Origin of the sequence: Chryseobacterium phocaeense (genome assembly GCF_900169075.1) — a bacterium.
Classification (GTDB): domain Bacteria; phylum Bacteroidota; class Bacteroidia; order Flavobacteriales; family Weeksellaceae; genus Chryseobacterium; species Chryseobacterium phocaeense.
Genome location: NZ_LT827014.1, coordinates 695,780 through 718,349, shown reverse-complemented (window position 1 = coordinate 718,349; position 22,570 = coordinate 695,780). Strand labels below are relative to the sequence as shown.

The window sequence follows — 22,570 nt, the reverse complement described above, 5'->3', positions numbered from 1 at the left end:
AGCCGTCTTTTCTATTACAGGAAAGATGGCTTTTTTTTAACTAAATTTGAACAGAAATTAATATTGAATGTAACGTCCCTGTGCAAACACTACATGACGTGAAAAATCTAAAATATAGAATGAAAGCTCCACAGGCAAAAAAAATAGAAAAAATACTTGAAATACATGGCGACAGAAGAATAGACAATTACTTCTGGCTTAATGAAAGGGAAAACCCTGAAGTCATCAAATATCTTGAAGAGGAAAATGCTTATGAAGAGCAGATAATGAAAGACACGGAAGCTTTCCAGGAAGAGCTTTTTGAGGAGATGAAGGCCCGCTACAAAAAAGACGATGAGTCTCTCCCTTATTTTTTTAACGGATACTGGTATATTGTACGCTACGAAGAAGGAAAAGAATATCCTATTTTCTGCAGAAAACACAAAAGTTTAGACCATACAGAAGAAATCCTTGTCGATGTCAATGTATTGGCTGAAGGAGAAACCTATTTTGAAGTGGGAAGCGTTGCGGTTTCTCCTAATAATCAATTGGTTTCTTTTTCTACTGACAATGTAAGCCGAAGAATTTACACCATCAATTTTAAAAATCTGGTAACGGGAGAAATTTTCTCCGACCAGATCCTGAATACCACCGGAAAAGCGGTCTGGGCGAATGATAACGAACATGTTTTTTACATCAGAAAGGACGAGAGCTTAAGAGCTTTCCAGGTGTACAGGCATAAACTGGGAACAGATTCTTCAGAGGACGTTCTGATCTTCCATGAAGAAGATGATACTTTTGATGTGAATGTTTTCAAGACCAAGTCTATGGAATACATTTTCATTGCCAGTTCAAGCACGGTTTCGGATGAACACAGGTTTATTCCTTCCGATAATGTTTTTGCTGAATGGACTATTATCCAGCCAAGAATAGAGGATCTGGAATATTCTGTGGAACATTATGAGGATGAATTTTATATCATCACCAATGCAGATGATGCTACAAATTTCAAGATCGTAAAAACGAAAATTGAGAACTGCTCCATGGAACACTGGGTAGATGTTATTCCACACCGTGCGGAAGTCCTGCTGGAAGGTTTTGAAATTTTCAGAGACTATCTGGTTCTTGAGGAAAGAGAGGAAGGGTTGCTGCAGATCAAAATCATTGATGAAAAAAGCCAGGAAGCCTATTACCTCCCTTTTTCTGATCCTACGTATACGGCCTACATAGGAATCAATATGGAATTTGATACGGAAGTCCTACGCTATGGCTATACTTCGCTTACACAGCCCAGCTCAACGTATGAATACAATATGAAAGAAAAGACCACTCAGCTTCTGAAACAGCAGGAAGTGCTGGGCGGAAAATTCCTTCCTGAAAACTATATCTCTGAAAGGATCTGGGCAGCATCCAGAGACGGCCAAACAAAAATCCCAATTTCACTGGTTTATCACAAAGACACTCCAAAATCTGCAGACACTCCATTGCTTTTGTATGGCTACGGAAGCTACGGACACACGGTAGACGCAAGCTTTTCCAATGTGAGGCTTTCCATTCTGGACAGAGGATTTATTTACGCAATCGCTCATATCCGGGGAGGTGAATATCTGGGAAGAGAATGGTATGAGGATGGGAAAATGCTGTTTAAGAAAAATACATTCTTTGATTTCATTGATGCCGGAAAACATTTAGTTAAGGAAAATTACACATCATCTGCACATATGTATGCCATGGGTGGAAGCGCAGGCGGACTTCTGGTAGGAGCCGTTGTGAATTACGAACCTTCTCTTTTCCACGGGATTGTAGCACAGGTGCCATTTGTAGATGTAGTGACCACCATGCTGGATGAAACCATCCCTTTAACAACCGGGGAATATGACGAATGGGGAAATCCCAACGACGAGGAATATTATCACTACATGAAAGAATATTCTCCTTATGACAACGTAGAAGCGAAAGATTATCCACATATGCTGATCACCACCGGCCTTCACGATTCACAGGTCCAGTACTGGGAACCGGCAAAATGGACAGCAAAGCTGAGAGAAATGAAAACGGACAACAATCTTTTATTATTCAAAACAGATATGAGCTCTGGCCACGGTGGGGCGAGCGGAAGATTTGAATCTTTGAAAGAAGATGCGTTGGAGTATGCGTTTCTTTTAAAGATAAATGATCATTGATAAAGGATGAGTGATATGAATGCAGACAATAATTATAATCAGATGTTTTCAAAAAAGAACCAAATCTTTGACCATCACTATTATTAATGATTGTCTGAAATTCCTTATTCAGATAAAATATCAAATATCAGAAAGCAGATTTTCAGATCTGTATCATCTACAGCCAGCAGTTACAGAGCGATATGCAGAGCCCGTTCTCTGAAAGAAAAATATTCCAAAATATGCATTGTCGTTGAAGAAGCCGATGAAACATTATTTTGGCTGTAACTTATTGAAGAGTGAATCTTCTTCAAACAGAAAAAATAAAAAGTCTTCTTAAAGAAGCTGATGAGATCGTAAAAGCCACATCATCTTATAAAAAGAAATTAGGTGAAGACTTAAAAGTAATTTAAAAATCAATTATAAATCATCATTGATCAATTATATGAATGAGTCCGAGTATTGGAAAAAAATAGAGCAGTTTTTTGAAGACAATTTCGAAACTGAAAAAAATCCCCCGATTGAAACACTTTTGTTCCTGATCGGGCTGCAGGAGCTGGGAAGCGGCCAGCAGAAATATACCAAAGAAGACAAAGTAAATTTAATCCACATCGCAGTATGCAGACTTCTGGAGCCTTTTGGCTACTATAAGTTTACCCACTATGAAGACGGATGGCCGCAGTATGATAAACTGGAAGAACTTCCGGAGTTAAGACCCAATGAACAGTCGCTGCTTATGAAAAAAGCGATTATCCAGTACTTCCAGGAGGAAGAACTGATTTGAGGGGTTTAATCAATTTGAAAATTTGAAAATGAGTTAATGTGAGCCAGGCACAAAGCCATTCTCAAATTAACTCATTTTTTTAGAAATTTACAGAGGCAGACCTGGTCTGTCTTTTTGTTTTTGAAATTAAAGAATCAAATTGATAAACGGTCGTCATCAAATTCAAATTAAATAATCTCGTCCAGCTGGCTCAGTCCTGTTTTGAAACCTTCTTCAAAGCCCATTTCCAGCTGCTGTTTCATTGCTTCCGGAGTTGGGAAATGAATATTGATGGTCACTTTTGTTCCCTCTTCTGTTCCTGTAAATCCAAACAGCCATTTAGCCTGTGCGAAATCTTCATTGATGTTTCCGTTTTCATCACAGAAAGCATCAACCCCGTCAAAGCTGCGGTGTTCCATAATCTCGCCATAGGTTACCTTTCCATACATTTTTTCGCCTTCCGGACCTACCATGGCATAATGCCAGATTCCCCCTTCGCTGAAGTCCTGTTTTACAGTTTCACATTTCCATGGTTGAGGAGCCCACCACTGATCCAGTAATTCGGATTGGGTAAAATAATCCCACACTTTTGAAACATCAGCGTCATAAACTTTCATAACATACACACTGTTTGAGTCAAAATCTTTGTTGAAAACGATATTAGATTCCATAAGTAATTATTTTTATCAAAGCTACTCATTTAAACTATTTGGAGGTCTTTCCACAGGACAAGTAATTTAAAATTCATAAATATTTGTTAAAAAACTCCCTTTTAAGAGAAATTAAACAATTTTTTGGCTCGTTTTTTGTTTATCAAGTCTTAAAATAATTAATTTTAACATTCATTTTTCCCAATATATATAAAATCAAATAATGAATAATAAATTCATCCCAATAATTTCGGTGTTTATGACAATCTCACTGATTGTTTTCGTGACGCTCCAATTTTATTGGCTGAAGGGTTATTACGGAGCTCTGGAGCAGGAGTTTTCTAATAAAGTATACACTGCTCTTGAAAATACTTCAAAAAACATTGAAGAAATTGAGGCCGATAAATATCTGAGTCAGGATAATAACAACCTGAGGAATACCATTATCGCCAGCAAAGACCAACCTTCCTTAACGACAATCCAGCAGGTAGAAGACTCCGGGACACAGCGCCAGATCTTTTATTCCAAAAACATTATATCAAAGACACAGCTTCCGATCTCTCAAAAAGGCGATTCTGTAAAGCTGACTACTTTATATACTGATGATGCCGCCTACAAGGTTAAAAAAGACACTACCAACCGCGAAATTCTTACCACAGAACTTAACAATGATATTGAAAACGGAGATTATGCCGTCAAAGAATTTGTAAAAGTGGTGGGAACCAATATCCCGATCGCTAAAAGAGTAGACGCGAATGTTCTTGATTCGGTGATTGCAAAAGAGCTGAAAATACGCGGAATTACGGCAAAATTCGGGTATGGCGTACTTGATAAGAATAATAAGCTGACCAGTGTTGTGAATAAGGTCTATAAAGAAAAAAAAGACAGCAATACCTATACCTACCCTCTTTTCACTGATAAAAAAGACCGGACTTTATACAGTCTGGCTTTGGTTTTTCCTAAAAAAGAATACTCCCTGGCCATGAACAACTGGCCGATGCTGCTGGGAACCTTTCTTTCATTACTAACGATTCTTGGAATTTATATTATTTCCATTAATTATATGATGAGACAGAAGAAGCTTGCAGAAGTGAAGACAGATTTCATTAACAACATGTCTCACGAGTTCAAAACCCCTCTGGCCACTATTTCCGTGGCTACAGATTCTCTGGCCAATGACAAGATCGCTACCAATCCTGATAAGGTAAAATATTATTCGGAGCTGATCAAGCAGGAAAATCTGAGAATGAAAAAGCAGGTAGAAAACGTCCTGAACATGTCCAAGCTGGAAAGAAATGAAGTAAAACTCTTTTTAAAAGAAACCAACGTACGGGAACTTATTCAAAAAACAACGGAGTCTTTCAATCTTATCGTACAGCAGAGAAACGGATCACTCACCCAGGAGTTCAATGCCACCCACTATAATTTTAAAATAGATGAATTCCACATCTCCAACATGCTGGTGAATTTGCTGGATAATGCCAACAAATATTCACCAGAAGCACCGGAGATTCATGTGAAGACCAGAAATGAAGGCCATTGGTATGTGATAGAAATTTCCGATAAAGGAATGGGTATGGAAACCCAGAACAAGACCAAGATCTTTGAAAAATTCTTCAGAGAAGAAACAGGAAATATCCATAATGTAAAAGGACAGGGACTGGGACTTTCCTATGTGAAGAAAATTGTAGAACTGCACAAAGGGCTGATCCTCGTAGACTCCCACAAAGACAAGGGAAGTACGTTTACGATAAAACTGCCGATGAGCTGAGAATATCGATGATAAGCGATGAATGATAATTGATAAATAATCGTATAAAAAAATCAGTCATCAATAATCATTGATCAATTATAAAATAGAAACCAAATAACAAAATATAGGAAGATAGAGTGAGAACGTCATTCTTAATTTTTAATCATTAATTTTTAATTATTAAAATCATGAGCAACAGAATATTATTAGTAGAAGATGATCAGAGTTTCGGGGCTGTGCTGAAGGATTATCTTACCATCAACAACTTCGAAGTAACCCTTGCAACAGATGGAGAACAGGGTTTGAAAGAATTTACAGAAAATGAGTTTGACATCTGCATTTTTGATGTCATGATGCCTAAAAAAGATGGATTTTCATTAGCCGAAGACGTAAAAAAAATCGATAAAAATACACCTATCATATTCCTTACGGCAAGAAATATGAGAGAAGACATCCTGAAAGGCTATCAACTGGGTGCGGACGACTATATCACCAAGCCGTTTGATACGGAACTTCTTCTGTACAAGATCAAAGCAATCCTGCAGAGAAGCTCTACCTTGGAAAACGAAGAGCAGGAACAGTTCAAGATCAGCAATATCTTCTTCGATTCTATGCTGAGACAGCTGAAAGTAGGTGACAAAGAATACAAGCTTTCACCAAAAGAAAATGAATTGCTGAAGCTTCTGTGCATCCACAGAAATGATTTCATGCCAAGGGATCTTGCTTTGAGAAAGATCTGGAAGAAAGAAAATTATTTCACAGCCAGAAGTATGGACGTGTATATCGCCAAACTTCGTAAATTGTTAAAAGATGACGAAGGTTTGGAAATTATCAACGTTCACGGAGAAGGATTCAGGCTTTTGGTAAAAAATTAAGCTTAAATTCTGATTATAAATATAAAATTAGCAAAGCAATTAAAAATGTTTTGCTAATTTTGTTTCATACCGATTGGATATGAAAAATACATTCTTGGGCGTTATGGCCATTTCATTACTTGCCGTTTCATGTAAAAAAGACGAAAAAGCAACTTATTTAAAAGAAGAAGCGGCAGTTCAGCAGCCTAATGTGGCAGTTAATACAACCTCTAAAACGGCCCTGATGGATCAGGCCGGTGTACAATCCAATCCAAATCCGGCTCCTATTTCCACGAATGTTCCGGGAATAAAGAATCCTCCACACGGACAACCCGGCCACAGATGTGATATTCCGGTAGGACAGCCGCTTAATGTAAGCCCGACTGCCATTCAGACCGCTCCCGGGCAAAACCCGAATAATGCCATTAAAATAGACCCGAATTCCATGACTCCCGGAAAAGTAGTGATCGATAACAACGGTAAGCAGGTGAAAACAGCTCCCGGTATGAATCCACCACACGGACAGCCAGGACACCGATGTGATATTGCCGTAGGACAACCGTTAAACAGCAAACCCGCTCCGGCAGCCACACCACAACCAGTTCAAAGTGCAGCACAAAATGTTCCCGGCCCGGTACCGGCCGCTCCTCCAACGGGCGAAAAACCGAAACTGAACCCGGCACACGGAGAGCCATGGCATAATTGTGCGTTAAAAGTTGGTGATCCTTTGTCTTAATTTCGTATTTTTGCAGAGATGAAGCTGTTTCATATACTGGCTATTGTATTTTGTTTGGGAATTTTCTTGATTCCTAAAGGCAGCTTATTTTCACAATCCGCACAGGAAAACTGCTGTAAAGCTCAATCAGAAAAAAGCGACTGCTGCAAAGATCACAGTTCAAAAGACACTAAAGATACCTCAAAACATTCTTCATGCAATGATGACTGCTGCTCTACCTGTGTGACCTGCTTCACGTATATTGAAACTCCTTTTTCAAAAAATTTACACCTGGAACTTTCTTACTACAAAGCAAGTAAGAATTTTCAGTTCCAATACTCAGCACCTTATCTTTCAGACCGTTTAAAAGAAATATGGCAGCCGCCTAAAATAGGTTAATAACAACACTGAAAGTCCGTTACATATGGTAATGGACGGTTTTTATTTAATCTAAATTTTTAAACAAAATGAAATTATATATTTCCAGGTTTATACTTGGTCTCATGATGCTGTCCGCACAGTTTATATCAGCGCAAAACCTTTCAAAGAACCAGTTTCAGGTCAAAGGAAACTGTGAGATGTGCAAATCCAGAATAGAAACTGCCGCCAAAAAAGCAGGTGCCAAAACCGGTGTTTATTCTGTTGATTTGCAGACTTTAACCTTTGAAACAGACACCAAAACTTCTGCAGATGAAATTTTAAAGAAAGTGGCCGATGCAGGTCACGATAACGAAAAATTCAAATCTACTGACGAAACCTACAAAGGTCTTCCCGGCTGCTGTCATTATGAAAGAGATCTTCAGCCGGCTGAAGCAAAAGCCCACCATGAACATGCTAAAAAAGACAACGAGTTTTATGTAAAAGGAAACTGTGAGTCCTGTAAAGCAAGAATTGAAAAGGCAGCCAAAGCTGCAGGCGCCGATTCAGCAGAATGGAGTGCAGAAAAGCAAACGGTAATGTTAAATTTTGACCCGTCAAAAACCTCATCCGATAAAATTCTGAAAGCCATTGCAGATGTTGGTCATGACAATGAAAAATACAAAACTTCCGATGCTGTTTATAAAAATCTTCCGGGATGCTGCCTTTACGACAGGGATATTGCCTTTGGAGAAGCCAATCCAAAAGTACACTTTGTAGAAGAAACAAAACATGCCAACCATTCGGAAAGTCAGCCGGAGGAAACTTCCGGAAATCATGGCCAGCATGAAAAAAAGATCGACGGCGTAGTGGTTACCGGATCAAAAGCCGCTACTGCACTGAGTAAAAAAGAAGCAGGCCTGGTTTTTAATATTGACAAAAAAGAGCTGTTAAAAGCAGCCTGTTGCAACCTTTCCGAAAGCTTTGAGACCAATGCGACTGTAGATGTATCTTTCAGCAATGCCGTTACAGGTACGAAACAGCTGAAAATGCTGGGTCTGGATCAGAAATACACCAGCTTAACAAAAGAACTCCTTCCGGAAATCAGAGGCCTTGCCTCTGCCTATGGATTGAATTTCATTCCCGGAAGATGGATCGAAAGTATTCAGCTGACCAAAGGAGGCAGTACGGTAACCAATGGCTACGAAAGTATCACAGGGCAGATCAATACAGAACTCCTGAAAAATGCCAAAGAGCCTGAAACGTCATTAAATGTTTTCGCCGATTTCAACGGAAGAGCAGAAGCCAATATCACCAGCGTCTCCCCTATCAACGAAAAATGGTCGCAAACCTTTTTACTGCATGGGAACGGAACTTTTGGCGATACAGATATGAATGATGATACTTTCCTGGACAGAGCGAAGGGAACGCAAATCAATGCTGCTTACCTGTTAAATTATAATGATCTTGAAAAATCCGGCTTCGGCTCTCACTTCGGAATTAATTTCATCAGGGATGAAAGAACAGCCGGACAGATCGGTTTTGATAAAAATCTAAGCCAGAATAAACAGAATTTATATGGTGTAGGCATTGATATTTCAAGATTCCAGGTCTGGAATAAAACAGGCTACGTTTTCAAAGGAAAACCTTACCAGAGTTTAGGATGGATGAACCAGTATGTGTATCACCAGCAGGACAGCTTTTTCGGGCTGAGAAATTATGCAGGAAAGCAACACACCTATTATTCGAATTTAATCTTTGAAAGCATTATCGGAAATACCAACCATAAGTATAAAGCGGGAGCGAGCTTTTTATATGACGGTTATGAGGAAACGTATTTAAAGGACGATATAAAGAGAAATGAGATCGTTCCGGGGATTTTTGCCGAATATACGCTGACGGGGCTGAAATATACTTTAGTTGCAGGAGCCAGAGCTGATTTTCACAATCTTGCGGGAACCCAGTTTACTCCAAGAATTAATTTTAAATACGATTTCACCCCTCAGACGATCTTAAGACTTTCTGCAGGAAGAGGATTCAGAACGGCCAATGTTTTTGCGGAAAACCAACAGTATTTTGCGTCTAACAGAAGTATTCAGATTCTGCAGAACGGTGGGAATATTTATGGCTTAAAACCTGAAATCGCATGGAATTACGGAGCCAGTTTACAGCAGGAATTCAAGCTTTTCGGAAGAAAATCTTCCATTGTGGCAGATTTTTTCAGAACGGATTTCCAGGACCAGGTTCTTGTGGATCTGGACAAGTCTCCGCAACAGCTTACCTTTTATAATCTGGAAGGGAAATCATTTGCCAACTCTTTCCAGACTCAGTGGGACTTTACGCCTTTCAAAAATTTTGATGTAAGACTGGCCTACAAATATTATGATGTTCAGGCTGATTATCTGGATGGCAGAAGAGAAGTTCCTTTTATGGCGAAACACAGAGGCTTTGTAAATCTTGCCTATGCAACCAATAAAAATGATAAAGGCGGATTCTGGAGTTTTGATACCACCCTGAATTGGGTAGGAAAACAAAGGCTTCCGGATACATCCGGCAACCCTGCTGAGTTCCGGCTTCCGGTTTATTCTGAATCGTATGCGGTATTGAATGCACAGATTTCGAGGAATTTCAATAAAAAGATAAGGGCTTATTTAGGAGGCGAAAACCTTACGTCTTACTATCAGAAGAATGCCATTGTGGATTTCAGGAATCCTTTTGGAAATTATTTTGATGGCGGGATGGTCTATGCGCCTATTATGAAAGCTAATTTTTATGTGGGGCTGGATGTGACTTTCTAATCAGTTCAACCTGTTCTTATAGGTTTAGCTCTCTAAATTATACTTAGTAATCTCACGCAGATGGAGCAGATCAGGCTGATCCCTACATTTAAAATCTGCATAATCAGCTCCATCTGCGAGAAATAAATAAAAAAACAGCATCGGATCGATGCTGTTTTTACTTTTTATACCATAAGGAATTATCTTCCGAAATCATCCTGTACTCTTACAATATCATCTTCATCTGATGGATGGGAAGCGTCTGTATGCTGCCAGATTTCCGCTACAACACCCCAGCTTTCCAAACCGATCAATCTGTGTCTTTCTCCTTGCTGAAGCTTGATCTGATCTGTTGGATGATATTCTTTCAGTTCTCCTTCTTCATCCGTGTTGCTTGTTTTAATTCCAACCGTACCATCCACTACCTGCCATATCTCGGCTCTTCTGTGGTGATATTGCCAGCTCAGGCGGGCATTGGGAGCAACAAGAAGGATTTTAGGGCTAAGTTTTCCACCTATTTTCAGGCTTTCTACATCAATTCCGTCAAAATACTGATTCGCAAAATCCTGCGCCTGGTTTTCATCGATCACGAAGAAGCCTCCCCATGGCCTTGTATTGTCTTTTGCAGCAATGTTAAAGCCCTGTGCGACCAGCATTTTTTCTACTTTATCAAATATTTCTGTTTTCTCTGCACTCATAAATTGTATCCTTTTCTTAATTATTTTAAAATATAAAGTTTGTCCTGTTTATTCCTTTGACATTGAATAGGGAAAATCTTTTTCCTGCGAGCCTCTTTCTTTATTCGGCTTGCTGTCCATTTTGAATTCCAGAACGGCTCCGTTCATCAGTTCTTTGTGGCTCAGCCAGTTCTTAGAATAAGACCGAAGATTTACGTTCAATGATTTTACATATAGATTTTCTGCACTGTTCTCCGGTGCTTTTATTTCAATTTTCTTACCATTCTCCAAATGGATCACAGCTTCTTTGAAAAGCGGTGCTCCCAGAACATACTGATCGGTAGCCGGCGTTACCGGATAAAATCCTAAAGCTGAAAATACATACCAGGCGGAAGTCTGTCCGTTGTCTTCATCTCCGCAATAGCCATCCGGAGTAGCATAGTACAGCTTGTCCATCACCTGCCTTGTCCAGTACTGTGTTTTGTATGGGGCTCCGGCATAATTGTACAGATAAATCATATGCTGGATCGGCTGGTTTCCGTGGGCGTACTGGCCCATATTCATAATCTGCATTTCGCGGATCTCGTGGATCACACTTCCGTAATAACTGTCATCAAACACCGGTGGAAGCGAGAACACCTCATCCAGTTTAGCTTCAAATTTCTTTTTGCCCCCCATCAATTGAGACAGACCATCAATATCCTGAAATACGGACCAGGTGTAATGCCAGCTATTTCCTTCTGTAAAAGCATCGCCCCACTTAAAAGGATTGAACGGCGACTGGAATTTTCCGTCTTTGTTTTTACCGCGCATCAGGCCTGTTTCCGGATCGAACATATTTTTGTAATTGTACGCTCTCTTTTTATAGATATCAATTTCCGAAGCGGGTTTCCCCAAAGCTTTTCCAAGTTGGTAAATAGCAAAATCATCATAAGCATATTCCAGTGTTCTGGCTGCATTTTCATTGATCTTCACATCGTAAGGAACGTACCCCAGCGTATTGTAATATTCCACGCCTCTGCGGCCGACTGCATCAATGGGACCTTCGTTGTTGGCTCCATGCTTTACCGCCTGCCAAAGGGTTTCTATATCATAACCGCGAAGGCCTTTTATGTAAGCGTCCGCAACCACTGAAGCGGAGTTATTTCCAATCATAATATCGGAATATCCGGGACTGCTCCATTCCGGTAAAAACCCTCCTTCTTTAAAGGTATTGGCCAGCCCTTCCTGCATTTCCACATTCATATTTGGATAAACAAGGTTCAGGAAAGGATATAATGCGCGGAACGTATCCCAGAATCCGGTTCCGGCGAACATTCTGCCATCCAATATTTTTCCGTTGTAAGGGCTCCAGTGTTTTATTTTGTTTTGGCCATCAATTTCGTATAATTTCTGAGGGAAGAATAAGGTTCTGTACAGTGATGAATAGAATGTTCTCATCTGCTGATCCGTTCCTCCTTTCACTTCAATCCGGCTTAAAGTTTTGTTCCAGATATCTCTGGCATCCGTTTTTACCTGTTCGAAGTTTCTGCTTCCGATTTCCCGCTTCAGGTTCAGTTCTGCCTGTTCAAAGCTGATGAATGAGGAAGCTGTTCTTGCATAAACGCTTTCTTTATTTTTCAGTTTAAATCCAACAACTGCTCCGGCATGATCACTTGTAATTTCCAATTGGTTTTTGACAAAAGCAGTGTCTTTCCAGGTGGTGGTTAAATCAAAGTCTTTATCAAACTGAATGACAAAATAGTTTTTGAAATTGGTATATTTTCCTCTGGAATATTTAGTAGTATAGCCCAGAATTTTTCTTTCTTTAGGAAGGATTTTAATGTAAGACCCTTTATTTAAAGCATCAATAACAACGTATGCGCTGTCTGTTTTTGGAAAATCAAATTTGAAAAAAGCGGCTCTTTCTGTGGGAGTCAGCTCTGTTGTCACATTGATATCCGCCAAGTAAACGCTGTAGCTGTATGGTTTTGCCATCTCTGCTTTGTGGCTGAACCAGCTGGCACGCTCTTCTTCCTTAAATTTTAATTTTCCGACTCCCGGCATGATGGCAAAGGCGCCGTAGTCATTCATCCAGGGAGAGGGCTGGTGGGTCTGCTTGAACCCTTTTATTTTGTCTGCGTCATAGGTATAGGCCCATCCGTCACCCATTTTACCCGTTTGCGGAGTCCAGAGGTTCATTCCCCACGGAAGGCCTATCGCGGGATAGGTATTTCCATTGGACAAAGACGGTTTGGACTGGGTTCCCATTAAAGGATTGACGTAATCTGCCGGAGAAATTCCCTGCCCGAACGCAAAGACATTCAATAGAATAAAAAAACTTGAAAATAGAGACTTCATGATATCATTTTGTTAAATTGATCCTGGCTTTCTTTAATGCATAGCCTGCAGCACCAAGAATGGCCGCATCTTCAAAAATAGCGGAAATTTTAATAGGAAGGTTAATCTTATGCGCTGTTAAGTGCTGATTTAACCTGTTTTTAAAGTAAGGATAGACTTTTGCGATATTTCCGCCGATCACCAGAACTTCCGGATTATAGTTTTTTACATATTTCACAATAAATTCTGCAAAAGAATCTGCGTAGTCGTCAAATATGATGGTCTGCATCTCTTCAGGCTCATCCAGCAGGTCTTTTGTTCCGGATATTGTTTTCTCAGTTAATGCTGCGTAATGATTGACAAACCAGCGTGTGGCCAGATAATCTTCACTGATGGAATCCTTAAAAGGTGAATCCCACAGGTCTTCATCTGAAGCTGTTTCTCCATTATAAAAGGCAGTGCCCAGGCCTGTCCCCAGCGTAACCCCGAAAATCCTGTTATAATCCTGTACACAGCCTCCAAAAACTTCACCTTCAAGAAAAGCTCCCGCATCATTCAGAAAATGAATCTGCGTTGTTGAAATTCTGAGCCTTTCAGCCAGTTCATCTTTAATATTAACATGATACATATCGATAAATTTTCCCTGCTGCATCAGTGATACCCCGTTTTCATAATCGAAGGGGCCAGGCATGGCAATACCGATCAGAAGATCTTCCTTAACCAGATTATGGGTTACTTTTTCAATGGCAGAGATCCAGGCGGAAAAAATGGCTTCCCGGTCTCCAAAAGAGTCTACATGTTCTCTTACATGTGTGGAAGCTATAATCTCTCTTTTCTCCGGATCTACCTGAGCCATGGTAATATGCGAACCTCCAATGTCTATTCCTACTATATTTTGCATGATACTGTTATGTTATTTTTAGCCAGATATCAGATGTCAGACATCAGATATCAGACGTGTGTCCTCCTAAGATGTAAAACTCTTTTTTACTATTAAAACAGACAGACAAGAAAGCGAAACCGCCTCCTGTCTGCCTTAATAAAATCCCCTAATTTATTTCTACTTTTTATTTTCCACTGAGGATTAATTCTTTTATTCTACAACCACTTTTCCGGAAGACTGTACTGTTTTCTCCTTTGCGTTTATTTTGTAAACATAGGTTCCTGCAGATAGTTTCTGGGTGTTGATGACTGTATCATTTTTATCAATTTTCTGATTCATGACTACTTTTCCTGTCATGTCGTATAATACGATTTCAGTGGCGGTATGGTCATTGATCTTAAAATGGATGTTACTTCCTTTTTTTACAGGATTCGGGTATACCTGGCTTGCATTTTCTCTGGCAAAAGCAAGATCCTGTGTCGATAGAGGTGCTGCACAGGCTACATCTGTTCTCCAATTGGTAGCAGACATATTGATCAGCGTTGCAAAATGAGTATTCGCCGTAGCATCCAAAGCTCCGTTTCCACTTCCTTCATTCATTTTCCAGTTGGCTTCAAGACCAGATGCATTGGGAGCTACATTGCAGTTGTTGGCAAGAATTTCCGTGGCGGTCAGTGCTCTTTTCCAAACTCTGAATTCATCCAGGAATCCGTTCAGGGTACGTGAGTTATCATAGTTTCTGGCCAGATAAAGAATTCCGTTAGCCGTAAAGTTCCCTGATGCGGCTACACTTGCGTCCAGGTTGCCGTTGATATAAATTTTCATTGAAGCTCCGTCGTAGGTAGCAGCTACATGGTACCACGTATTGGTATTCAATCCTGTGGCCGCATTAAGCTTTACCTGTGATGATCCGAAACTCAGGATGAACTGCAGTTTATTATTCGCCAGGTTTCCGTCCCCGAATCTGAGAATTGCAGAGTTACTGTCTCCCACTTCAATTCCCATTACTGATGAGATGTAAGGAAAACCTGTTTTAAAAGCATTTACTTTTACCCATCCTTCAAAGCTCACCGCATTACCGCTTAAATTAAATTGTCCGGCATTCAGATAATGGGTACTTCCATTGAAGGAAAGTGATCTTGCCCCAGGACTTTGTACAGGAGCAAACCCACTGTTAAAAGACGTTTCGGCACTGTACGAACTGGTTGTTGATCCACTGCAGACTGCCTGTACTTTCCATACATAATTGGTATTTTCAGTTAAGCCCGGTAATGTGTAAGAATTGGCAGAGATATTCTGAACATCCGTCCAAGTCGTCGCTGCTGCTGTTTTATACTGTAAGTTGTAAGCAGATGCGCTTGCTACTGCATCCCACGATACTTTAGTGGTTGTCCCAAGAAAGCTTTCTGATTTCATGCCTGACGGCATTGCGCATCCGTTTCCCGAGTTGAATCTCGGTGCGAACAAATACGTGCTCGTCAGGGTTGCAGAACAATTGGACTGTATTCTCCAGTCATATTCCGTATTCAGCGTCAGACCATTGATGACAATGCTGTTTCCTGAATAATTAGTCCCGGCATTAATCCATGTGGTTGAACTGGCAGGTTTGTAATCGATATTATACGTTGCAGAACCGCTAGAAGTCCATTTTAAGGTAGCTGAAGTTCCGGTAAGATTAGCGGTTTCAAGCCCAAGAGGAGGATCACATGCTGCTCCCTGGCTCCAGGAGTATAAAGAACCTGTAAGCACGGTATTTTCGTTATACAGAATATTGGATCCCGTACTTAAATAGCTTGCATTATCTACCCCGTTAAGATCATACCACATAAATACGCCATACCCATCATTCATAGTGTTTGTTGCCAAAGTTGAAAGGGTGGTTGCAGAAGTAGACTGAGGATTTGTATTTCGGATCCATGTAGCTGCTGCAGAAAGCTTAGCGTTGGTAAGTGGCGGTACAGAAGGTGCATCATAAGTTCCATAATACGCATTCCAGCTGTAGTCGATATAATTTCCGGCCATATCACCATTGTAGCTTTGTCTTGAAGTGGCTGGTCCCAGATAATAAAAAGTGATCAGCTTATCCGGCATGGCAAGTTTAAGCTCCTGTAACAACATAACGAAAGAACTGCTGTTAGGCTGCCCTGTTCCGTTGTTTCCGTAGCCTGCATATTCATCATCGAGATCTACACCGTCCAAACCATAGGTATACACGGTATGGGCAATCTGCAAAGCAAAGTCACGGGCGGCTTCCCTGTTCGGAAAATTAGAGATTCCTGCTCCCTGGTGATTTCCAAGAATATCCAGAAGTACTTTAATTCCTTTTTGCTGTAATGGACGAACGTAAGTATTGACGTCATTCAATACTTTCGTCACGTTATTATTGCTGGAGATGTAAGCCCTGCTTTTGGAGACATCGTAGTTGATATTGGCTGCAAAGATGATCGCCACATCAAAAAGCTGTCTGTTTGTATTCTGCAGGGTGTAAGATCCCACATTCAGCATATTGTTGTTGTTTACTTCCACATAGCATATGCCCAGAGGATTAAGCTGCGCCTTAAGCATGGAAGTCCCATGAACGATCAGCAGGATCAGGGCAGCAAGGATAGATTTTCTTTTCATAGTATTGTTTTAGTTTAAAATCACCGGACCGGAGCCCGGTGATCAGTTTTTATTTTATCATTAATTTTTCAGTCTGCGTTAAGCTTCCGTCCTGAGATTCAAAACGGATGATATAATTTCCCATGGTAAGCTTTGAGAAATCATACTGGTTTTTTCCTGCCTTCAATGTTTTGGTATCCAAAGGACGTCCGTTATAATTATAAACTGTGAGTTTTCCCTCGCTATATTCTTCAGGCACAGAAATAGTAAGCGGAGAAGAAGCATTTAAAGGATTCGGGGATAATCTGATTTGTTTTTTAGCGGATATTTCTTCCAAACTTTCAGAGTTTTGAATCTTTGCTGCCGATGAAGCTTTTTGAGTTCCTGTGCAAGGCACATCCGCTCCCCAGTTGGAAGCATCAACTCCGGTAAGAGTTAACGTCACTCCGTTTCCTGAGCTATCCTGAACCGAAGAACCACTTCCCTCATTAAATTTCCAATACGCCGCAAGAGAGGTAGCCGGAACCGTTACATTACACATATTCTGGCTGATTTCCGTTTGACTTAATGCTTTTTTCCAGACACGCACCTCATCAACTTTCCCGTTGAAATTTCTGGAAGTGGCGTACGAATATCCTACATAGAATGCCCCGTTGGAATTAACAGATCCCGTCTGGGATTTGCTTGCATCAAGAACTCCGTTGATATAAATTTTCATCGATGAACCATCATAGGTAGCCGCCACATGATACCAGGTGTTGGCATTCAATGCGGTCGCAGCAGTCAGTTTTTGCTGTACATTGTTGATGCTTAACACAAACTGAAGTTTGTTATTCGCAATATTGGCATCTCCCAATCGAAGCAGTGCTGTATTACTGTCGCTCACTTCCGTTCCAAAAAGAGATGAAATAAAAGGCGAACCTGATTTAAAAGATGACGGTTTGATCCAGCCTTCAAAAGATAGTGCGGACCCGCTTAAATTAAGGTTTCCGGCTGCTCCTGATTCAGTGCTTCCGTCTAAAGAAAGTGCGGTAGAACCTGAAGGATTTGTCGTCCCGGAACCACTGTTGAATCTTGGCGCAAAAATATAGGTGCTTTTTACGCTGCAGTTCGTTCTGATTCTCCAATCATATTCCGTATTGGCTGTTAATCCTGATATGGTAACTGAAGTAGCCGTAGTAGCGGTCACCGCATTGGTCCATGTGGCAGCAGTTGCTAATTTATAATCTACATCATATGTATTGGTTCCCACTGCCGACCAGTTCAGTTTGGCACTTGTTCCCGTTAGATTACTGGTAAATAATCCTATCGGAGCATCACAGTTAGTTCCTTGTGTCCAGGATTGTAATGGCGTGCTTAAGACCGTCTGTTCTCCGTACAGCGTCTGAGTTCCCGCTGAAAGCTGGGATGTTTCGTTGGTTCCGTGAAGGTCATACCACATAAATACTCCGTATGCCCCGTTCTTGGTCTGCGTAGCGAGGCTGGTTGTAGTAGAATTGGACGTATTTCCCATCCATACAGCCGCAGGAGAGATCTGTGCTTTGGTAAGCGGCGGCACATTCGGTGCAGAAAAAGTTCCGTAATTCGCATTCCAGCTGTAGTTTACATAATCTCCTACCCTCAGTCCGTTCCATGAAAGTCTGGAAGCTGCAGGTCCGTAATAGTAGAATGTGATCAGTTTATTGGGCAGCAAAGCCTTTAGTTCCTGTACCAGCATCACAAAAGAACTGGCATTCGGCTGGCCGGTCCCGTTTTGTCCGTAATCTGAATATTCATCATCAAAATCGATTCCGTCCAGACCATACGTATTTACGGTATGGGCAAGCTGCTGGGCAAAATCCCTGGCGGCTTCACGGGTAGGAAAGTTACAAAGTCCTGCTCCCTGGTGATTTCCAAGGATCGTTAATACTACCTTTATTCCTTTGTCCTGAAGCGGCTTGATGTAGGTAGCTGCATTGGTCAGTACTTTTGTAACGTTATTGTTACAGTACAGGTAAGGTCTGCTGCGGCCTGTATCGTAATTGATATTGGCCGCAAAAATATTGACGACATTAAACAAATATTTACCAGAAGTCTGCAGTTTGTAAGATCCTGCATTCAGGAGGTTGTTGTTGTTTACTTCCACATAGCATATTCCCGTAGGACTAAGCTGCTGTGCATTCAGCACAGGGATAGCGTGCATGATCATTACGATCAATAAAGTAATGGCTTTTTTCATAATGGCTTTTTTAAGTGTTGTTTTTGGTATGGTGTTATCTAAATCATCCTTGAAATTTAAATTGACAGTATTATCCGGATCAAAATGCCCCTTCTGTAGATTTTTCCAGCTCGCGTGCAGATTTCAGAAATTCCTCCACATCCATTTCTTTGAAAAAGAGCAGGCCGTGTGTTGCCCTGAGACGCGGACTTTCATGATCATAGAAATAGGGTTTTCCTAACACCAGCTGCACATCCTTCAGCTGCTCTACCCAGGTCTGAATGGAAAGATGACTGAATTTTCCATCGTAACGGTAACTTGGAAAAGAAGCATCTACCTGGCTCATATAGCTGTTGGTAAAGCTTTCGTCCATGGTGCTCATGGCATTCAGCGATACCGGAAAAATATGGGTAACATCTGCTGCATTGAACTGGTACCAGACATTTCTGTATCCCCAGATTTTAATGGTTGAAAGGTCTTTCTCTTTCCCCCATTCCCTTACGGCTTCTGCAATGGCCTGCAAAACCTTGTAATGGGTATCGGGACCACTGCCTTCCGGATCAAATGCCAGGCTTATCACGGTAGGATTGATCTGCCTCAGCTGCTCTAGGATCGGGATTACATCTCTCTCCCTGTTTGGTTTTTCTGTGAAAATGGCTCCGGTGTAAAATCCCAGTCTCAAATGATGGACGTTTTTCGTGCGTACTCCAAAATGAGCCCAAACCAGCTCTTCTTCATACTCCCGGATCATTCCTTTCAACGTCTGGATCTTCTGTTCGGGATTCTGGCCGTCATAGCTTGAATTGACCGCCTTGATTATTTCGGTGATCATGGTTTCCAGATCCGTCCTGTTTTTCAGGTTCCAGAGCTCAACAATATTCCTTACCATCCTGTGTGAAACAGCCCTGGAGCGTTCATAAGCATTCCCGGAAGCAATATTGATCAGGTAATGGTAAACGTCTTTGTCTTTTTTATTTTTATATCCCTCCTCAAAAAAGTCCGGATACTGAAGCATTTCTACTTCCCCTTTCTGAATAAAGGAAAGCGCATCAGTAAGGATTCTGATTAAAAATGTATTGGTAACCGCCGTAAATCCTGATGTAAGCACCGAATAATGAGATACATTGGTCTCATTACGCGACTGATAGTGGATGTATGGCAGCAATCCTAAAGAAATATCATCGTGGTGCGGCCCTGTGTGGTAAAACACTTCACTGCTGAGCCTTTCTGTCCCTCTTTTGATTTTCCCGTTAATGGAATCAATGACAGACTGAACCGTATGCTCCCCAAAATCTGGAATAAGACGGGTATACGGATCTTCCTTTAGATCTTCAAGAGTGAGGTGTTCTGCATATTTGTTCAGTTTACGGGTCAGGGACATCACGGCTTTGTCTGTTTTTTCCTGTGACCATTTGCCTGAACGGTAATAATCATCAATATAATCACTCAGCATTCCTGCTGCTCCCAAAGTGATGTAGAATCTCCCGTTCGGAAGGCTGGCCAGCACAGATGCAGGATACAGGTTGGATGGTGGCAGCTCAAGTGCATTTTTGATCATGGGAGCTTTGGCTTCTCCCGCTGCGAAAATAATAGCCACCGCATTTTTGTTATACGTAATAGTTTCCAGACCGATGGTGATCACCAGTCTTTCTTTTGAAATTTCTATGCCTCCGAGATCTCCTGCTGCAACAGCCTGGGTTTCAAAATTTGTAGACGTAAGCCTTGTCGTGGAATAAGGATCGGAGCCTTTGATATTGAATGCAATATGCCCGTCGGGACCAATTCCGCCCAGAAAAAAGCCGATTCCTCCCAGATTACGGATCTTCTGTTCATAGTCCGAGCACCAGTTATCGATGAGGAAGATGGATTCTTTCTGCAGTTTTTCCGCGGGATTCAGAGCTTCACGGTATCTCAGCTCCAGATTTACTTTATGGTCCGGAAAAACTTCTTCGAAGCTTCTGCCTTCAGCTAAAGGAATTTCATTGGAACTGATCAACAAAGCATTTTCCCGCTTCAGCCCGAAAACTTCGATATAATATTTGTTAACGTAATGGTAAAAACTGTTCGCCTGTGATGACTGAATAGGATAAAATTCATCGATCTGGACAAAATGAAGATCTGCGAGTGACGGTTTATCTTCAAATAACAGTCCGTGTCTTTTTCTGAGTTCAATAATGCTATTGCTTGCCCAGTTTTCAAGGATATGTTTGGTCCAGAAAATAAAATATTCCGGCGTTTTACCCGTAGGAAGACTGATGACTCCGGCTGGGTTATCATGAACCCATTCCAGAAACCTCAGCGCGGTAAGCATTCCTAAATTCGGAAAGTTATCTACAACGATATAGGGAACATTCACCTTATTGTTGCGTGGAACGTCATTTAAAAATGACTGCTCTACGGGTGTAAAAGTTTTGTTCTTTTCCATTACGTTAGGGATTTGGTGTTATCAGTCCGCTAAGTCAGCAGGTCAGGGTTCTTGTTAAAGGTTTCCCATAACAGCTCTCCAAACAGCGTGTTCGCCCACGCAAACCATTCTCTGGTAAATTTCTTATCATTGTCCTTGTGGAAGGATTCATGCATAAATCCGGTTCCTCCATGGGTTTTCTGTAAGGTATCTATACACCATTTGATCTCTTTTTTGTCATTGGAGGTCAATGCTTTCATAATGATGCTCATTGGCCAGATCATGTCAAGACCAATGTGAGGTCCGCCGATTCCTTCAGCCAGCTTTCCTTTGAAGAAGAATGGATTGTCTTTTGACCATACATAATTTCTGGTATTCACATACACCGGATCATCTGCTTTCACTGCGCCCAGATAGGGTAATCCAAGCAAGCTCGGACAGTTGGCATCATCCATCAGGTTGTAGCTTCCGAATCCATTGGTTTCAAAAGCATAAATCTTTCCATATTGCGGATGATCATAGATTCCGTATTTTTTGATAGCTGCATCCACCTCATCGGCAAGGCTGTTGAGCTGCTGGGCCAGTGTCTGTTCATTTTTGATTTTCGAAACCATTTCTGCCGCCTGGCGTAAGCTTACTACGGCGAATAAGTTGGATGGAATCAGGAATGCATAGATCGTAGCATCATCACTTGGACGGAACATGGAATTGATTAATCCGACAGGGTTTGTCGGGTAACCGTAACCTCCCATCGGGATTCCGTCTGTAGCCCAGGCCGTTGTACGCTCGAATTTATAAGGCCCAAGGTCCGTTTTCCTCTGCTGCTCTTTAAACGTCTGCAAAGTCAGTTTAATTCCCTGCAGCCAGTTCGTGTCAAATGGTTTGGTATCACCCGTTGTTTTCCAGAAATGATACGCGAGACGGATAGGATAGCACAGTGAATCTATTTCCCATTTTCTTTCATGAATCCCGGGTTTCATATCCGTGTGATCATATTCTTTCCATTTGCTTATTTTATTTTCGTCGTTATAAAACGCATTGGCATACGGATCTTTCAGGATGAATTCCGTCTGTTTGTGAATCACGCCTGAGATCAGCTTATGTAATTTTTCGTCTTTTTTAGAGAACTGGAGGTAAGGAAAAACCTGTGCAGAGCTGTCTCTGAGCCACATGGCATCAATATCTCCTGTAATAACGTAGGTATCCGGAATTCCGTTCGTTTCTTTATAGAAAACAGTAGTATCTAATGTATTCGGAAAACAGTTTTCAAAGAGCCAGACCAGTTCTTTATTTTTTACCTTTTTCTTAAAAGCTGCAATTGCACTTTCTACCGCTTCACTGGTAAAATGTCTTTTATCTTTTGGAACACGTACCACAGGGAATTCTTCTACACTTAATGTCTTCGCAAAAACATTCTGGGTAAACATCAATCCCGCTCCTGCCAGTGCACTTGTCTTTATAAAGTCTCTCCTTTCCATT

16 protein-coding genes are annotated in these 22,570 nt (G+C 41.1%); 8 read left to right on the top strand and 8 right to left on the bottom strand.

The genetic code is table 11. The features are described 5' to 3' along the window. Nucleotides 1–119 precede the first annotated feature (119 nt). From B7E04_RS04765 to B7E04_RS04755, 3 genes are all read left to right on the top strand, one after another. Nucleotides 120–2,162 (top strand): S9 family peptidase, encoded by a 2,043-nt coding sequence (locus B7E04_RS04765; protein ID WP_080777604.1) that lies wholly within the window; start codon nt 120–122, stop codon nt 2,160–2,162. 90 nt (nt 2,163–2,252) lie between these two features. Continuing rightward, nucleotides 2,253–2,429, top strand: a complete 177-nt coding sequence (locus B7E04_RS22345; protein ID WP_228439817.1) for a four helix bundle protein — start codon at nt 2,253–2,255, stop codon at nt 2,427–2,429. A gap of 157 nt (nt 2,430–2,586) precedes the next feature. After that, a complete protein-coding gene (locus B7E04_RS04755; RefSeq protein WP_062651353.1) occupies nt 2,587–2,925 on the top strand; it encodes a hypothetical protein in 339 nt (112 codons plus the stop codon). Between the two features lie 167 nt (nt 2,926–3,092). Here B7E04_RS04755 and B7E04_RS04750 read toward each other — a convergent pair whose 3' ends face one another. Then, complete coding sequence (locus tag B7E04_RS04750) at nt 3,093–3,575, bottom strand: SRPBCC family protein (RefSeq protein WP_080777603.1); 483 nt, start codon at nt 3,573–3,575, stop codon at nt 3,093–3,095. A 202-nt stretch (nt 3,576–3,777) separates the two neighbouring features. On the opposite strand from B7E04_RS04750, the gene B7E04_RS04745 reads away from it, so the two are divergent. The 5 genes from B7E04_RS04745 to B7E04_RS04725 all read left to right on the top strand — a co-directional run bounded on the left by B7E04_RS04745 (nt 3,778) and on the right by B7E04_RS04725 (nt 10,031). Beyond that, entirely contained in the window at nt 3,778–5,325 is a 1,548-nt protein-coding gene (locus B7E04_RS04745) for a sensor histidine kinase (protein WP_080777602.1), read from the top strand. A 170-nt stretch (nt 5,326–5,495) separates the two neighbouring features. Continuing rightward, nucleotides 5,496–6,182 (top strand): response regulator transcription factor, encoded by a 687-nt coding sequence (locus tag B7E04_RS04740; RefSeq protein WP_002982671.1) that lies wholly within the window; start codon nt 5,496–5,498, stop codon nt 6,180–6,182. A gap of 79 nt (nt 6,183–6,261) precedes the next feature. Then, on the top strand, nt 6,262–6,897 hold the full coding sequence (locus B7E04_RS04735) for a hypothetical protein (RefSeq protein WP_165439409.1): 636 nt from the start codon (nt 6,262–6,264) through the stop codon (nt 6,895–6,897). Nucleotides 6,898–6,915: 18 nt separating this feature from the next. Beyond that, complete coding sequence (locus B7E04_RS04730; RefSeq protein ID WP_080777600.1) at nt 6,916–7,275, top strand: hypothetical protein; 360 nt, start codon at nt 6,916–6,918, stop codon at nt 7,273–7,275. Nucleotides 7,276–7,343: 68 nt separating this feature from the next. Then, on the top strand, nt 7,344–10,031 hold the full coding sequence (locus B7E04_RS04725; RefSeq protein WP_080777599.1) for a TonB-dependent receptor domain-containing protein: 2,688 nt from the start codon (nt 7,344–7,346) through the stop codon (nt 10,029–10,031). A 179-nt stretch (nt 10,032–10,210) separates the two neighbouring features. On the opposite strand, the gene B7E04_RS04720 is transcribed toward B7E04_RS04725, so the two are convergent. The 7 genes from B7E04_RS04720 to B7E04_RS04690 all read right to left on the bottom strand — a co-directional run bounded on the left by B7E04_RS04720 (nt 10,211) and on the right by B7E04_RS04690 (nt 22,569). Beyond that, nucleotides 10,211–10,708: a cupin domain-containing protein gene (locus B7E04_RS04720; RefSeq protein WP_080777598.1), complete on the bottom strand. Its 498-nt coding sequence runs from the start codon at nt 10,706–10,708 to the stop codon at nt 10,211–10,213. A gap of 48 nt (nt 10,709–10,756) precedes the next feature. Next, nucleotides 10,757–13,027, bottom strand: a complete 2,271-nt coding sequence (locus B7E04_RS04715) for a GH92 family glycosyl hydrolase (RefSeq protein ID WP_080777597.1) — start codon at nt 13,025–13,027, stop codon at nt 10,757–10,759. A gap of 4 nt (nt 13,028–13,031) precedes the next feature. Further along, nucleotides 13,032–13,907, bottom strand: coding sequence for an ROK family protein (locus B7E04_RS04710; RefSeq protein WP_080777596.1), 876 nt, complete (start codon nt 13,905–13,907; stop codon nt 13,032–13,034). A gap of 192 nt (nt 13,908–14,099) precedes the next feature. Further along, on the bottom strand, nt 14,100–16,511 hold the full coding sequence (locus tag B7E04_RS04705; protein ID WP_080777595.1) for an endo-beta-N-acetylglucosaminidase H: 2,412 nt from the start codon (nt 16,509–16,511) through the stop codon (nt 14,100–14,102). A 49-nt stretch (nt 16,512–16,560) separates the two neighbouring features. Beyond that, a complete protein-coding gene (locus tag B7E04_RS04700) occupies nt 16,561–18,708 on the bottom strand; it encodes an endo-beta-N-acetylglucosaminidase H (protein ID WP_139785339.1) in 2,148 nt (715 codons plus the stop codon). Between the two features lie 79 nt (nt 18,709–18,787). Next, the gene (locus tag B7E04_RS04695; RefSeq protein WP_080777593.1) at nt 18,788–21,112 is read right to left on the bottom strand and encodes a PIG-L family deacetylase; all 2,325 of its coding nucleotides are present in this window, start codon (nt 21,110–21,112) and stop codon (nt 18,788–18,790) included. Nucleotides 21,113–21,141: 29 nt separating this feature from the next. Further along, nucleotides 21,142–22,569: a glycoside hydrolase family 125 protein gene (locus B7E04_RS04690; RefSeq protein WP_062651375.1), complete on the bottom strand. Its 1,428-nt coding sequence runs from the start codon at nt 22,567–22,569 to the stop codon at nt 21,142–21,144. Nucleotide 22,570: the final 1 nt, after the last annotated feature.